13 protein-coding genes are annotated in these 15,053 nt (G+C 73.2%); 6 read left to right on the top strand and 7 right to left on the bottom strand.

Features of this window, described 5'->3' with window-relative positions; genetic code table 11:
• The first annotated feature begins 297 nt into the window (after positions 1-297).
• The 3 genes from ACZ6N8_RS27865 to ACZ6N8_RS27855 all read left to right on the top strand — a co-directional run bounded on the left by ACZ6N8_RS27865 (position 298) and on the right by ACZ6N8_RS27855 (position 4,564).
• A complete protein-coding gene (locus tag ACZ6N8_RS27865; protein ID WP_466013603.1) occupies positions 298-699 on the top strand; it encodes a hypothetical protein in 402 nt (133 codons plus the stop codon).
• Between the two features lie 87 nt (positions 700-786).
• Positions 787-2,883 (top strand): APC family permease, encoded by a 2,097-nt coding sequence (locus ACZ6N8_RS27860; protein WP_466013601.1) that lies wholly within the window; start codon positions 787-789, stop codon positions 2,881-2,883.
• Between the two features lie 175 nt (positions 2,884-3,058).
• Complete coding sequence (locus ACZ6N8_RS27855; RefSeq protein ID WP_466013599.1) at positions 3,059-4,564, top strand: hypothetical protein; 1,506 nt, start codon at positions 3,059-3,061, stop codon at positions 4,562-4,564.
• Positions 4,565-4,682: 118 nt separating this feature from the next.
• Here the strand turns inward: ACZ6N8_RS27855 and ACZ6N8_RS27850 are convergent, their stop codons facing one another.
• A complete protein-coding gene (locus tag ACZ6N8_RS27850) occupies positions 4,683-5,642 on the bottom strand; it encodes a TIGR03557 family F420-dependent LLM class oxidoreductase (RefSeq protein WP_466013597.1) in 960 nt (319 codons plus the stop codon).
• Positions 5,643-5,848: 206 nt separating this feature from the next.
• The gene (locus ACZ6N8_RS27845) at positions 5,849-6,055 is read right to left on the bottom strand and encodes a hypothetical protein (RefSeq protein WP_007460667.1); all 207 of its coding nucleotides are present in this window, start codon (positions 6,053-6,055) and stop codon (positions 5,849-5,851) included.
• A gap of 250 nt (positions 6,056-6,305) precedes the next feature.
• Here ACZ6N8_RS27845 and ACZ6N8_RS27840 point away from each other — a divergent pair, with 250 nt between their 5' ends.
• On the top strand, positions 6,306-7,133 hold the full coding sequence (locus ACZ6N8_RS27840; protein ID WP_466013594.1) for a hypothetical protein: 828 nt from the start codon (positions 6,306-6,308) through the stop codon (positions 7,131-7,133).
• A gap of 31 nt (positions 7,134-7,164) precedes the next feature.
• Here ACZ6N8_RS27840 and ACZ6N8_RS27835 read toward each other — a convergent pair whose 3' ends face one another.
• From ACZ6N8_RS27835 to ACZ6N8_RS27815, 5 genes are all read right to left on the bottom strand, one after another.
• Entirely contained in the window at positions 7,165-8,322 is a 1,158-nt protein-coding gene (locus ACZ6N8_RS27835) for a low temperature requirement protein A (RefSeq protein ID WP_466013592.1), read from the bottom strand.
• Between the two features lie 246 nt (positions 8,323-8,568).
• Positions 8,569-9,708: a helix-hairpin-helix domain-containing protein gene (locus ACZ6N8_RS27830; RefSeq protein WP_466013590.1), complete on the bottom strand. Its 1,140-nt coding sequence runs from the start codon at positions 9,706-9,708 to the stop codon at positions 8,569-8,571.
• A gap of 240 nt (positions 9,709-9,948) precedes the next feature.
• The gene (locus tag ACZ6N8_RS27825; RefSeq protein WP_466013588.1) at positions 9,949-11,295 is read right to left on the bottom strand and encodes an FAD-dependent oxidoreductase; all 1,347 of its coding nucleotides are present in this window, start codon (positions 11,293-11,295) and stop codon (positions 9,949-9,951) included.
• Position 11,296: 1 nt separating this feature from the next.
• On the bottom strand, positions 11,297-11,644 hold the full coding sequence (locus tag ACZ6N8_RS27820) for a TcmI family type II polyketide cyclase (RefSeq protein ID WP_364364634.1): 348 nt from the start codon (positions 11,642-11,644) through the stop codon (positions 11,297-11,299).
• A 93-nt stretch (positions 11,645-11,737) separates the two neighbouring features.
• Entirely contained in the window at positions 11,738-12,541 is an 804-nt protein-coding gene (locus ACZ6N8_RS27815) for an AfsR/SARP family transcriptional regulator (RefSeq protein ID WP_466013586.1), read from the bottom strand.
• Between the two features lie 433 nt (positions 12,542-12,974).
• On the opposite strand from ACZ6N8_RS27815, the gene ACZ6N8_RS27810 reads away from it, so the two are divergent.
• Together ACZ6N8_RS27810 and ACZ6N8_RS27805 are read left to right on the top strand one after the other, a co-directional pair.
• Positions 12,975-13,313 carry a TcmI family type II polyketide cyclase gene (locus tag ACZ6N8_RS27810; protein WP_466013585.1) on the top strand — a complete coding sequence of 113 codons (339 nt, stop codon included), beginning with the start codon at positions 12,975-12,977 and terminating at the stop codon, positions 13,311-13,313.
• Positions 13,310-15,022, top strand: a complete 1,713-nt coding sequence (locus ACZ6N8_RS27805; RefSeq protein ID WP_466013583.1) for an acetyl-CoA carboxylase carboxyltransferase subunit alpha — start codon at positions 13,310-13,312, stop codon at positions 15,020-15,022. Before ACZ6N8_RS27810 ends, ACZ6N8_RS27805 begins: the two co-directional genes overlap by 4 nt.
• Positions 15,023-15,053 lie beyond the last annotated feature (31 nt).

Genomic DNA, 15,053 nt, shown 5'->3' with positions numbered 1-15,053 from the left:
CCCACACCCAACAACAACCCCCCACCCCCCACAACTTTCCCCAACACCACGATCTCCCCTTGTGGGGCCCCGTTCGGCCGCCGGGGGCCGCCCCGGGGGGGAGCCGGCCGGCGGCGGTCCGGGGGGTACGCCGACGGGCCGCCCGAATGGGGGGTGTCGGCCGGCCCGTAACGGGTACGCCCGCGCCATGACCGTCCTGGCCCGGCGGCGGCCCGCCGCCCGACCCCGGCCCGCGCGGCCCGGCCCCCTGCGGCCGGGTGGCCCGGTGCCGCGACCCGCCGCCCGCCCCGGTGCGGCGTGAGCGGCCCCGAGACGCGGTTCCCGTTCCGCTTCGACCCGGTCTTCCGGCCGCTGTTGGCGGTGCTGGGCGTCCGCCCGTCGACCGCCTGGGTCGTCGTCACCGACCGGGAGCTGCTCATCAGGTACGGCCCCTGGCGGCTGCGCACCGACCGGGCCAACGTGACGGGGGTCGAGGTGAGCGGGCCCTACCGCTGGTGGCGGGCGATCGGACCGCACGTGTCGATGGTCGACAGGGGTGTGAGCTTCGGCAGCAGCACGGCCGGTGGGGCGTGCCTACGCTTCGGCGTGCCGGTGCCGGCGCTGGTGCCCGCCGGGTGGCTCCGCCATCCGGCGGCCACGCTGACGATCACCGATCCGCCCGCCCTGGCCCGGCTGCTCGCCGGCCCGGACCCGTCCTGAGCTGGTCGTCCGCCTGCCCGGTTCGGCCGGTCGGGCCCGGGGCCACCGCCTACCGTCGGATCAGAACCTGCGAGGGTGGGACGGGCGATGTCTGACGAACACCGGGCGAGACCACGACGCTGGAACGGACGCCGCCACGCGCCGACGGGACCGGACCCGGCGCTGCGGGCGGCCCGCGACCCGGCCCGCCCGCACCGGGGTGGTCGACCGGGCGTCGTGGTGCCCGAACGGGTGGCCAGCCCGGCCCGTTCCGGGCCGCCGGCCAGCCCGCTGCGCCGTTGGCTCTTCCAGCACCGGGTGCAGCCGCCCGGCCCGGAGGCGGAGGAGGGGCAGAACCGCAGGCACGCCTGGTGGCAGGTCATGTGCCTGACCGGCGTGGACTACTTCTCCACCCTGTCGTACCTGCCGGGGATCGCGGCTGTCGCGGCCGGGGCGCTGTCCCCGCTGGCGACCCTGTTGATCGTCGCGCTCACCCTGTTCGGCATGCTGCCGATGTACCGGCGAGTGGCCCAGGAGAGCCCGCACGGGCAGGGATCGGTGGCGATGCTGGAGCGGCTGCTGCCGTTCTGGCGGGGCAAGGTCTTCGTGCTCGTCCTGCTCGGGTTCGTCGCCACCTCCTGGATCATCACGATCACCCTCTCCTCGGCCGACGCCACGGTGCACCTGCTGGAGAACCCGTACCTGCCCGACGCCCTGCACGGTCCCGCCGTCCCGGTCGTGGTCACCGTGGCGCTGCTGCTCGTCCTGGGCGGGGTGTTCCTGCTCGGCTTCCGCGAGGCCGTGGTGGTGGCCATCCCGCTTGTCGCCGTCTTCCTGCTGCTCAACGCGGTGATCGTGGTGGACGCGCTGGCCCGGATCGTGGCCGACCCGCGGATCGTGTCGGACTGGACCGCCGCGCTGACCACCGGCGGCGCGGGGCCGGGCCACGTGCTGCTCACCGCCGTGCTGGCGTTCCCGCTGCTGGTGCTGGGGCTGTCCGGGTTCGAGACAGGTGTCAGCATGATGCCGCTGGTGTCGGCCGACGGGCCGGACAGGGCGGCCCGGCTGGCGGCCCGGATCCGCAACACCCGCCGGCTGCTCACCACCGCCGCGCTGATCATGTCGGTGTACCTGATCTCGACCACGTTCGTGACGACGGCGCTCATCCCGGCCGAGGAGTTCCAGCCGGGCGGTGCGGCGAACGGCCGGGCGTTGGCCTTCCTGGCGCACACCTACCTGGGCGAGGCGTTCGGCACGGTGTACGACCTGAGCAGTGTGCTCATCCTCTGGTTCGCCGGCGCCTCGGCGATGGCCGGCCTGATCAACATCGTGCCGCGCTACCTGCCGTCGTACGGGATGGCGCCGGAGTGGGCCCGTGCCGTGCGCCCGGTGGTGATCGTCTACACCCTGGTCAGCGTCGCCATCACGATCGCCTTCCGCGCCGACGTCAACGCCCAGGCCGGGGCGTACGCGACAGGGATCCTGGCGATGATGGTCTCCGGCGCGGTGGCGGTGACCATCTCCGCGGCCCGCCACGGCCAGCGCGTCTCCGCGATCGGTTTCACGGTGCTGACCCTCGTGCTGCTGTACGCGCTGCTGGAGAACGTCATCGAGCAACCGGACGGCATCACGATCTCGGTGCTGTTCATCCTCGGCATCATCGCGGTCTCGCTGGTGTCCCGGGTCACCCGGACCACCGAGCTGCGCGCCGAGCGCATCGAGTTCGACGAGCGGGCCCGCCGGTTCATCACCGAGTCGCTGGCACACGACGGGCAGCTGCACCTGATCGCGAACAAGCGGCAGGGCGGCTCGGTGAAGGAGTACACCGTCAAGGAGCGGGCGCAGCGGGGGATGAACCCGGTGCCCGGCGCGGCCGACGTGCTGTTCCTGGAGATCGACGTGGTCGACCCGTCGGAGTTCAGCCAGGTGCTGCGGGTGCACGGGGTCGAGGTGGGCGGTTTCCGGGTGCTGCGGGCGAGCAGCCCGGCGGCGCCCAACGCGATAGCGGCGATCCTGCTGGCCCTGCGCGACGCCACAGGGGTCCGGCCGCACGCGCACTTCGAGTGGTCCGAGGGGAGCCCCATCGCGCACCTGCTGCGCTACCTCATCCTCGGTCGGGGGGACACCCCGCCCGTGGTGCGGGAGATCCTGCGTCGTACCGAACCGGACCCGCTGCGCCGGCCCGGCATCCACGTCGGCGGGTGAACGGCGGACGTCCCGTCTGGGCGGTTAAAGATGAATCACAGCACTATTCACGTTCACACCTTCCTGTCCGGATTGCGGACCTATCGTGACCTTTGGTGGTCGACGGCACGTCGAGCCCCCCGCGCCCGGATCGGCGCGCGGTCACGTCACGCAGGCAGGAAGGCAGGCACCTTTGATGTCCACGTACCGAAGAGGGGACCGCGCGGCCCGACCCAGACGGCGGCCCCGATGGGTCCTAGCCGGCGGTCTCCTGGCCGGGAGCCTGGTCGTGGGGGCGGCCGGCGTGGCCGGCGTCGCCGCCGCCGCGGCCGACCGTGACCTGTCCCTTCCGGGGCTGGGCCGGCTCGGCGCCGCGGCCCGGGACGACGACCGGCGAGGAGGGCCGCAGCGCGACGGCGACGACGCCGAGCGTGGCCGGCCGAACACCCCGGGGACCGGCAAGCGGGGCGTGGTGTCGGTGCCCTGCGACTCGGCGAAGCTGATCGCGGCGCTTGTCGCGGCGAACGCCGAGGGCGGCGCCGAGCTGCGTCTCGCCCCCAAGTGCCGGTACGTGCTTACCGAGGCGTTCCACGAGACCGACCAGTACGACGGTGGGATCCGGGACGCGCGGGAGGCGGCCGACGCCGCGGAGACCCCCGGTGACGCCGACGCGCCGCCGCACAACCCGGCCGACGACACCGCCGGACTGCCGGTGATCTACCAGCCCATCGTCATCGACGGCGCGGGGGCCACCATCGCCCGCGACGCCCAGGCCGCCGCGTTCCGCTTCTTCACCGTCCGCGACGGAGGTGAGCTGACCCTGCGCGACATGGAACTGCACAACGGCCGCTCGGCCATCGAGGGCGGCAGCGTGCACGTGGTGCACGGCGCGACAGCGGTGGTGGAGCGGGTCACCGTCACCCAGAGCACGTCGCTGTCCCCGGAGGGCGGCGGTGGCGGGATCTTCAACGACGGCAACATGGTGGTCACCGACTCCACGTTCGTCGGTAACAGCGCCTCCGGCGCCGCGGGCAAGGGCGGGGGCCTGCTCAACGGTGGCGTGCTGACGCTGAAGCGTTCCGAGTTCCACCACAACAGCGCCAACGCGTACGGCGGTGGGCTCGGCAACTACCGGGGCGCGGCCGACGTGGAGAGCACCAGCTTCCGGCAGAACAGCGCCGCCCAGGGTGGCGGGCTGGCCAGCTTCTCGGCGCGTACCAGGGTCTCCGACACCGAACTGCTGAACAACACCGCCCAGGTCGGCGGCGGCGCCGCGAACTCCGACGCCGTGCTGGTCATGCGCACCATGACCATCCGCGGCAACACCTCCACCGTCAACGGCGGCGGCATCTCGACGGTGAAGGGCCTGACGCCACTCGACGACAGCGTGGTCGAGGGCAACACGACCCACGGCATCGGCGGCGGCATCTACGCCGAGAAGGCGAACCTGCTGGTCCGTGGCAGCGACGTGACGGGCAACGAGGCCGTGGGCGCGACGTCCCGGGGCGGCGGCATCTACGCCGCGGCGGGCTCGGTGGCCCTGTACACCAGCAAGGTCGCCCGGAACGCGGCCACGGTGAAGCCCGGTGGCATCTTCGCCGAGCACGCCCAGGTCAAGGTCGACGACGAGAGTGTGGTCGTCGAGAACGAGCCGACCAACTGCGAGGGCAGCGCGGTACCGATCGTGCACTGCTTCCGCTGACCGTCGACCCGCGCTCTCCCTCCCGAGGGCATCCATCCTGAGCGCGCCCGCCCGTCCGGACGACCCGTCCGGGCGGGCGGGTGTCGTGCGGGCCGCCGGTCAGCCCCGATCGGGGCGGTCAGCCGTTCGCGCGCAGCCGTCCGGACAGGTCGTTCGCGAAAAAGTCCAGGAAGCCGTCCGGGTCGGGTCCGGCGTTCTGCAGCACGATGTGGTCGAAGCCGGCCTCGACGTACGACCGGACCTTGGCCAGGTGCGGCTCCGGCTCGGGGCCGACGGCGAACAGCTCGCGGATGTGCTTCTCCTCCACGTGCGCGCTGGCCGCCTCGAAGTTGACCGGGTTGGGCAGCTCGCTCATCACCTTCCAGCCGGTGACCATCCACCGGCTGGTACCCAGGACGGCCTGCACCGCCTGCTGCTCGTCGGTGGCCCAGGCCAGCGGCACTTCGGCGTAACGCGGGCCCGATCCGCCGGCCCGGTGGTAGTGGTCGACGATTGACGACTCCGGCTCGGTGGCGAAGATCCCGTCACCCAGCTGGGCGGCGAGCCGGGCCGACTCCTCGCCGCTGGCCGCCACGGCGATCACCGGCGGAGTGTCCGGCAGGTCGAAGACGCGGGCGTCCTCCAGGTGCAGGTGCCGGCCCTCGTACGACTGGTAGCCGCCCTGCCAGAGCAGTCGGATGATCTCCAGGGCCTCGCGCAGCCTCTCGTGGCGGCCCCGCACGCTGGGGAAGCCCTGGCCGACCACGTGCTCGTTGAGTCGCTCGCCGGCGCCCACCCCGAGGGTGAACCGCCCGTCGGAGATCAGCGCCATGGTCGCCGCGGCCTGCGCGATGATCGCCGGGTGGTAGCGCACGGTCGGGCAGGTGACGCCGGTGGCGAGGCGCAGGTTGCTGGTCCGGGCCGCGATCGCGCCGAGCACGCTCCAGGTGAACGAGGAGTGGTCCTGCGCGTCCAGCCAGGGGTGGTAGTGGTCGCTCATCTCGACGAAGTCGAAACCGGCCTGCTCGGCCAGGACGGCCTGTCGGATGATCTCCTGCGGGCCGAAGCCCTCCGAGGCGAGCTTGTAGCCGATCTGCATGCCGTGCCCCCGATTCCGTCCGCCGGCTGACCCGGGTCGGTTCCCGGCCGCGCCCGGGACAAACACCGACGCCAACGGAAACCCAGCCTCCTAGGATGCCGTACGGGTGGTGCGGTCCGCCGCAGAGGCACGCGCACCCGGTGGGGGAGCGGCGGACAGCAGACGACCCGCGCCCCGGACGGGACGCGGGTCGGACGAGGCGTGTCCTACTTGGACGGCTCCGGCAGCTTGCAGTCGACCTTGGGGTTGGCGCCGATGTAGTTCAACGGCCCGGCCACGATGGTGACCAGGATGGTGCCGGCCTCGGCGCAGTTCGTGTCGTCGCCGCTGTAGTAGCCGCGCTGGCCGCCGGCGATGGCGCCGATCACCAGCCAGATAACGACGATGACTCCGAGTATCGAGGTGCCGCGCATCGCTGCCTCCTGAGGAATGTGGTGGAGAACTGAGGTGCAGGCGTTGTACCCAATCCGTACGAGCGGCCAAACGGTCGCCCGACCGGCGCGTGCATCGGCCATCCGGCCGGCACCGGCAGCCGTCGGTACCGCCCGCGTATCAGCCACCCGCACCGGGTAGCGCGGGCCGGCTATCGGATCGACGACCCATCCGGCCGCCGCGCGGGTCGCCGGACGTAGAACTGCCTCACGGCCCCGCCGAGGAGGACTCATGGACGCCCCGACACCGCACCTGTACATCGACCGCCCCGAGGACGTCGCGGTCGCGGCCCGCGCGCTCGCCGGCGGCGCGGTCGTCGCGGCGGCGTTCGCCAACTTCTACGCCATCGTCACCCGCCCGGACGCGGCCACCGTGGCCCGGGTCAACCTCGCCAAGGGGCGGCCGATCCACCAGGTCGGCAGCATCACCACGACGATCGGCCGGATCCCGGGGATGTTCGACTGGTCGCGCATCTCGCCCCGGCTGCCGGCCGGTCGGGTGCGGGCGCTGATGGACGCGCTGTACGGCACCGGACCGTTCGGCTTCCGGGGACCGGCCGCGGACCGGCTGCCGGAGCATCTCACCCAGGTCGACAGGGGCCTGCGCACCACCCAGGTGATCGCCCCCGGCCTGACCTGCCCGTCCAATGTGTTCTTCGAGCGGGCGCTCGCCGAGACGGGCACCGACCACCTCTACATCACCTCCGCCAACCGGTCCCGACGCATCACCGGCGCGTCCGAGGAGCCCGCGCACTGGAAGGCGTGCGCCCTCGCCGCCGACTTCGCGCACCTCGACGACCTGGTGGTGCTCGCCCACCGGGACGAGGCCGCCGCCCGCGCCGCCTACCCGGGCTACCTCACCACCTCGGTCACGCTGCTCTCCTTCCACGCGCCCGACGGGGAGCTGGAGGAGCCTCCCGTGCTCACCGTGGACCGGCACGGCTCGCTGCACCTGGACGACGTCCGCCGCGCCGCCGCGCCACTCGGCCTCCAGGTGCGCCTGGGCGGCGCCGCCGACAAGCGGTTGCGGGTCCGGGGATACGCGGGAGCACTCGTGTAGCACCAGACGGTCGGGCGCACGGCCACCGGTGTCAGTGCGGCGGGGCGGGCATCTCCGGCGGCTTGCCTCTGCTGCGGCGGAAATCCGCGTAGGCGACACCGGCGAGCACCAGCATCGCGCCGAGCGCCGCGTACAACGGCGCCAGGAACAGCACGGCGGGCGCGACGCACAGCAGGGCCAGCACGCCGCCGGGCCGGGACAGGGACACCCGGCTGAACACCTCGTACTCGAAGGAGGCCCGCCCGGTCAGGAACAGGGCGGGGCCGCCGAGGATGACCGCCAGCCAGGCAGGCGGCGTCCGACCGGTCGGCTCGTGCAGCACCAGGTGGAACCCGGAGGCCGTGACCACCACGCCGGCGATCATCAACAGATGGGTGTACGGGGCACTGACCAGGAACTTGCTGGGTGACCGTGCCGCCTGGATGGCCTGCGGCAGCAGTTGGCCGGACTTGTGCACGTAGATCCGCCAGAGCAGCAGCGTGGTCAGGAACGCCACCGCGAACGCCCCGATGTTCTCCGCCTCGTTGTGCTCCATGCTGAACATCGTGCCGATGGTCAGGATGGCGTCGCCGAGGGCGATGATGAAGAACTGCTGGTAGCGCTCGGACAGGTGCTCGGCGGTGACGTTACGCTGCTGCTCCGGCACCACCCCGAGCCCCGGCACCGGGTACGCGAGGCGGAAACCGAGGTAGTCGACGGCGAGCGCGATGCTCCAGCAGACGATCCGGGCGTCCCCGCTGACGTACGCGCCGACGATCCAGGGGACCGCCGACACGGCGAACCAGACGAAGATCCGGGCGGCCCGACGCTGGGTCTGCCGTTCGTGACGCACGATGGGCATCAGGAACAGCCCACGACCGAGATGGATCGCCACGTAGGTGGCGGCGAAGACGATCCCCCGGGCACCGAACGCCTCCGGGATCGCCGTGGTCATCAGCAGCGCGCCGAACATCACCGCGGTGATGAGCAGCTTGATCTCGTTGCGTTCCGGGTTGTACATGTCGGTGACCAGGGTGGTGATCGCCCAGGTCCACCAGACGGCGGACAGCAGGATCAGCGCCTGCGCGGCCCGGTGCCAGTCGAGCTGGTCGACCATGCCCCGGGAGATGAGCGCGAGGGCGACCACGTACACCAGGTCGAAGAAGAGTTCGAGAAGCGTGACCCGCCGCGGGTTCTCCGGATCGCGCACCGGGGGTCGGGACCGCGGGGCCCCGGGCTCCGGCGCGGCGAGGTGCACGTGTCGCTCCTGGGTACCGGTCGACGCGGGCGGGCCGACCGGCCCACCCTCGACCGACCGTAGCGAGCGGCCCTCGGCGTCGCCGCCGGTTCGTGCGCATTCACCCCGACCGGGGTGAGCGTCGAACGGTCCGCCGGGAACGGGCGAGCCCCCGGCCGACGGTCGTGTGTGACCGTCGACCAGGGGCTCGGCGGAGGGTCAGCCCTGGCTGCCGTCCGGCAGCACGGCGACGATCTCGTCCCCGGCGCCGGCCAGGACGCGGGCCTGCTGCGGCCAGCTGGCCAGCCCGGGCGCGGCGCGCAGGCCGGCCGCCCGGATCAGGTCGCGCAGCGCCTGCTCGTCCAGCTCACCGAGCTGACGGTACGTGCGCACGCCGGCGGCCTGGAGCGCCGCCGCCATCTTCGGTCCGATGCCCTGGATCCGGCGGAAGTCGTCGGCCGGGCCGGACAGGTCGGTCTCCGCGGCGCTGGGCACGGTCTCGGAGAGCGGGCGTACCGGTGGCGTGGCCGTGGCGGCCGGCCGCACCGGCGGCGTGGCCCGCACCGGCTCCGGGTCGGCGTCCGTCGTCTCGCCTGCCACCGGGGTGGGCGTCGGGTCGACGGCCGTGACCCCGGCACGGTCGGTCTCCTCCGCGTCCGCGTCGCGCGGCGTGGCGTCCGGCTCGGTAGCCGGAACCTCGGCCGGAACCTCGACCGGCGCGTCGGCCTGCGGGACCTCGGCCACGGGCGCGTCGGCCTGCGGGACCTCGGCCACGGGCGCGTCGGCCTGCGGGACCTCGGCCACCGGCGCATCGGTCTGCGGAGCGTCGGCCGGAGTCGCGTCGGCCGGAGTCGCGTCGGCCGGAGTCGCGTCGGCGGACGCGGTGTCGGTGGACGCGATGTCGTCCGCCGGCTGGCGCGGGGCGACGACTGTCGCCGGGGCGGGCTGCTCCTGGGCCGCCACCGGCTCGGGGGCGGGCTCCGCGATCGGCTCACCCGCGTCGGACCGGTCGGCGGCGGGCACGGGCGGCGGGGCCTCGGTCAGCGCCATGTCGGCCGGGTCGACCGCGCCGGGGGAGCCCGCCGGTGTGTGCACCGGCCCGGGGTCCTCGGACGCGGTCACCGCGGCCGGGGCGCTGATCGTGTCGACAGGGGTGGGCTCGTCGGCGACCGCCGTCGGCGCCGGGTCGACGGTCGCCGCCGGGCGGGCGACGTCGGTGGTGGCCGGAGGCGTCGGCGTGGCGATGTCCGCCAACCCCGCCACCGGATCACCGTCCACGATCGACGGACCCGGCCCGCCGTCCCGCCGGCCGCGCAGCAGCCACCCACCCGCCACGCCGAGCAATACAGCCAATACCACTATCAGAGAGTGTCCGATAGACCACGCCACGGCGAACCTCCCTCTCACGTCGTCGGAAAAGTCACGAGAAAAACTCGCCGCAGCTTCGCACACGCGTCAGAACGACGACAGAGAGGACCGGCCGGTGCCGGCGCGGGTGGGACGGTCGGTGCCTGGGGTGCCCGACAGGTGACGTAGCGTCGCGCCGGAGACGCGGAAACCCGGGCCCACAGGGATGCGGGCCCGGGTCGGTGACGACTGTCAGTCCTGGTCGCCCTCGTAGGTGTGGAAGTCGTCGACGAACCTCTGGCGTAGCCGCGGCACCCGACTTGTCACTCCGAAGTAGCCGCGTGCGCCGAGCAGTGCGAGTCGACCCACCACCGGCCGGTACATCCGATCCTCGCCACTGGTGCCGCTGCGGTTCAGTGACTCGGTGACCCGCGCGAAGCCGTACGGCACCATCGCCGCCTCGTAGTCGGCGACCGCCTGCACCAGGGTCTTGTCGCCGGCGGTGGCTTGGACGAGTTCCCGACAGAGCAGCCGCGCGTCGCGCAGCGCGGTGTTCGCGCCCACCCCGCGTCCCGGCGTCATGGTGTGGATGGCGTCGCCGAGCAGGGTGACGGTGCTGCTCTTCCAGGGCGGCACCGGCTCGGAGGTGCTCACCTTGATGGGCAGGGCGCTGTCCGGGTCGCTGAGCGTCAACAGCTCCCGCAGGTGCGGATGCCAGTTCCCGGTGAGGTCCAGGGCGACGCGCTTGAGATCCTCGCCGCGCCGGCGCATGACGTCGGCAGGGAACCGGCGGGCGGCACTCCAGATGATCAGGTTGATGTTGTCAGTGGTGGTGTCATGGGCCAGGCCGGGCCAGTTCCGCAGCAGCGCGGCGTCGCCGTCGCTGACCCCCGGCTTGATCGCCCGGTCGGCGTCCCACCTGAACTCCATCACGTGCAGCACACCCATCGTCCCGCCGGCTCCGAAGATCAGCGAGATGCCCTGGCGGACCCGCTCCGGTACGAGGTCGCGGGTGTGCGCGGTCAGCGGGACCCGGGTGGCGATGTTGATGGTGCCCGCGTCGCGGGTCACGGCGTGCGGCAGGTACTGGTGGCGTACGGCGGAGTGGGTGCCGTCCGCCGCCACCAGCAGGTCGCCGGTGGCGCTGGTGCCGTCGGCGAAGTGGGCGGTGACCGTCCCGTCGTCGCGCTGCTCGTACCTGATGAATGTCTTGTCGAAGTGCACCACGTCGGTCAGGCCGGTCAGCAGGACCTGGCGCAGCACCATCCGGGCCACCGAGTGTTCGGTGTGCTCCGGGGCGGCGTCCGGTCGCAGCTCGAACGAGGCGGTCTGGCGCAATCCCTGCGTGACCACGTTGAAGTAGCGCGGCGGCCGGGCGCAGGTGGCCAGGAAGGTGGCGAACAACTCCGGCGGGAGGCATTCGCGCAGCGCCCGGCTGCCGGTCGGGCCGATGCCCACCCGGTAGCCGAGCAGCCCCTCCGCGCGGTGGCGGTGTCGTTCGTAGACGGCGACGCTGATCCCGGCACGCCGCAGCCCGTGCGCCAGGCACAGGCCGCCGGTGCCGGCGCCGATGATCAGGACGTGCGGCGCGCCGGACATGTCAGCCCGCCGGGTGCGCCGCGGGCGCGTCGGCGGCGTCCCACCTGTAGAAGCAGCCGGCGATCGCGTCGCGGGGGGAGCGCCAGGTCGGCAGGTACGGCGAGGTGTGCGCCGAGAGCCGTTCGTTCACCTGCTGAAAGAGCGGGTGGTTGCGGGCGGATGCGAGCGCGTCCGGGTCGACGTCGGAGGTCTCCATCAGGTGCACGTACAGGTCGTGCAGGCAGTACAGGGACCGGTGCGTGACGCCGGTCAGGCTGGGGAGCTCGGTGGCGTCGGATTCGGCGAAGATCTGCGCGACCCGCCCCTCCGCGCCCGGGATGATCCGGCTGACGATCAGTAGACGACTCATGGGACCCCTTCCGCCGGTGGCTCACCCGATCCACGGGACCGGCGACCACGTGCTCTGTGCGCCCACCGTGCCGCAGCGCCTGTCACATCGCCGTCACGTGCGCCGGCCGGCCGGTGACGGACGGTCGGCGGGCTCGGCGGCGGGCTCCCGGGTGGCCCGGCGGATCGGGGCGAGGGTGTCGTCGAGCAGGGCGCTCATCGCCGGGCTGGGCTCCAGGCGCAGCTCCCGGCGCAGCAGGTCGCGGTAGACGTAGAAGGCGTGCACGGCCTCGAAGGCGTTGCCCTCGGCGAGGTGGATGCGTACGACCAGCCGGTGCGGGGTCTCGCGCAGCGGCTCGGCGGCCATCGCCTCCAGCGCGGCCTCGAGGGCCTCGCCGTGCCGTCCCTCGGCGAGGTGCTGCCCGGCGACCTGCTCCAGCATGTGCAGGCGTAGCTGGCGCAGTCGCTCCCGGTCCAGCAGCACCCAGTCGTCGTACCAGCCGGGCAGCAGATCGTGCCGGCCCGCGGCGAGGGCCCGTGCGGTGCACGGATCGTCGCCGTCGCGGACCCGGGCCGCCGTTCCGACCAGCTCGTCCACGTCGAGCCGGACGGCCGGACCGAGGCGTACGGTATCGCCGGCCACGGACATCGGGCAGCACGGGTCCTGCCGCAGCCGCCACAGGGCGGTGCGCAGCGACGACAGGGCGCGCTCCTCGGAGACGTCGGGCCACAGCAGGCCGGCGAGTTGGCTGCGGGTGGCGCCGGGGCGCAACCCGATAAGCGCGATCACCCGTTGCAGCCCGCGTGGCACCACGACGGGCACGGTGCCGCGCAGCAGCCGGAAACCGCCGAGCAGGTGCAGCGAGACGCCACCCTCGGGCGGATCTCCGGCGGTCGGCACGGACGGATCAGCGGCCACGGCGGCACCCCCTGCGGAACACTCGTCCCGACTGTCTGCTGTGTCCCGGATCGGCTGCCCGTGAGACCACTGTCGACCGCACCGACGGGGTGCGACCACTGCTGCGCGGGCGCGGCCCCGCCCGCCGGGGCCGCCGGGCTGACCACTGTGAAGATTATCAATAGCGGTCACGGTGAGTCAACGGGTTGTGGACCTTCTACCGACCTTCGCAACCATGAGATCGGTTCTGAACTGGTCAAACACTTTTCGATCTTTTCGGCGCGGGCATAGCTGATACACAGATTGCGTCAACGCAGCGTCACCGAGGGGCGTCCCCAACCGGCCCGGCGCGGTGACGCCGTGGTGACGAGGACTCCCGCATCGTGTCGGCAGTCGTCCAGCGCGTCCGGGGCCGCCCGCCGCCGGCCCGGACGCCGTGGGGGGAGGCCCAACCATGGACCGATCGCTGATCGTCGCGAAGGTCGTCCCGACCGCCGAGGAGCGGGTCGCCGAGATCTTCGCCGAGTCGGACGCGACGGAGCTGCCGCGCCTGGTCGGCGTCCGGCACCGCTCGCTGTACCGGCTGCACGACCTCTACGTGCACCTGCTCGAAACCGACCAGCCGGCGCAGGGGGCCGTGGAGGCCGCCCGTGACCACCCCGAGTTCATCCGGGTCAGTGACCGGCTGCGCCCTTACGTCTCGCCGTACCTGCCGACGTGGCGCTCGCCGCGCGACGCGATGGCGCGGTGCTTCTACCGGTTCGACGCCGCCGACGCCGGGCGACGGTCGTGACCGCCACCGCACCGCGCGAGGACCAGCTCTGGTCGCGCTGCGCCGGCTGCGCCAGCCTGCTCTACCGCAAGCGGTTACGGCGCAACCTCGACGTCTGCCCCGAGTGTGGCGCGCACGCCCGGCTCGGCGCGCCGGAACGCCTGCGCCAGCTCGTTGACCCGGGATCGCTGCGCCCGCTGCCCGACCGGCTGCCCGAGGCCGACCCGATCGACTTCGTCGACGTGCTTCCGTACCCGCACCGGCTCACCGCCGCGCGCACCAGCACCGGGCTGTCCGAGGCGGTGGTCTGCGGCACCGCCACCATCGGCGGGCACCCGGCCGTGCTCGCGGTGATGGACTTCCGCTTCCTCGGCGGCAGCCTCGGCTGCGCCGTCGGGGAGCTGATCACCCAGGCCGCCGAACGGGCCCTGGACGACGGCGTCCCGCTCATCCTGGTCACCGCCTCCGGCGGGGCGCGGATGCAGGAGGGCGTCCTGTCGTTGATGCAGATGGCCACCGTCAGCCAGGCCATCGCCGCCCTGCGCGAGGCGGGCCTGCTCACGGTCAGCGTGCTCACCGACCCGACCTACGGCGGGGTGGCGGCGTCGTTCGCCACCAACACCGACCTGGTGCTCGCCGAGAGCGGCGCCCGGATGGGTTTCGCCGGCCCCCGGGTGATCCGGCAGGTCACCGGCCGGGCGCTGCCGGAGGGCTTCCAGACCGCCGACTTCCTGCTGCGCCACGGCCAGGTCGACATGGTGGTGCAGCGCCGCTCCCTGCGGGGACGACTCATGGCGCTGCTCGCCGCGACCGGCTCCGCCCGTCCGCTCCGCTCGGCCGTACCCCGGCAGGAGTCGGCGCCGCGCCGCGAGCGTCTCGCCGACGCGCCGGTCGCCGAGCCGGCGCCGGCCGACCGCGACGCGTGGGACACCGTGCGGGTCGCCCGCCACCCCGGCCGACCGACCACACTGGACTATCTCGACTCCGTCTTCGACGGGTTCGTCGAACTGCACGGCGACCGGCTCGGCGCGGACTGCCCGGCCGTCGTCGGAGGAGTGGCCCGGCTGGACGGGCGGCACGTGATGGTGATCGGCCACCAGAAGGGGCACACCACCGCCGAACTCGTCGCGCGCAACTTCGGCATGGCCAGCCCGGCCGGGCACCGCAAGGCGCTGCGGCTGATGCGCCTCGCCGCCCGGCTCGGCCTGCCGGTGATCACCCTCGTCGACACCCCCGGCGCCGACCCGGGGGTGGGCGCCGAGGAACAGGGCCAGGCGGCGGCCATCGCGGAGAACATCCTCACCCTCACCGTGCTGCCCACCCCGGTGCTCGCGGTCATCACCGGTGAGGGTGGCAGTGGCGGCGCGTTGGCCCTCGCGGTCGCCGACCGGGTACTGATGCTGCAACACGCCGTCTACTCGGTGATCAGCCCCGAGGGCTGCGCCGCCATCCTCTGGCCGGACCGCTCCGCGGCGCCGCAGGCCGCCCGCGCGCTGCGACTGACCGCCCCCGACCTGTGCCGGCTCGGCGTGATCGACGAGGTCGTGCCCGAGCCCACCCCGGCCGCGCACGACGACCCGGCGGAGACCGCGCGCCGGCTGCGCGCTGCCCTGCTGGCGAACCTGCTGCCCCTGCTGGACGTGCCGACCGCGACGCTTGTCCGCCGCCGCCGGCAACGGTTCCGCCGGTTCGGCGCGGCGCGCGCCACCTTCCGGGCTGGTGCCCGGTGACCGCAACGAACGACCGGGCCGTGTCGAGCAA

The sequence above is a fragment of the Micromonospora sp. NPDC047521 genome, assembly GCF_055587305.1.
Note: the sequence above shows the minus strand (reverse complement) of the source record. Positions and strands in the feature narration are given on the sequence as shown.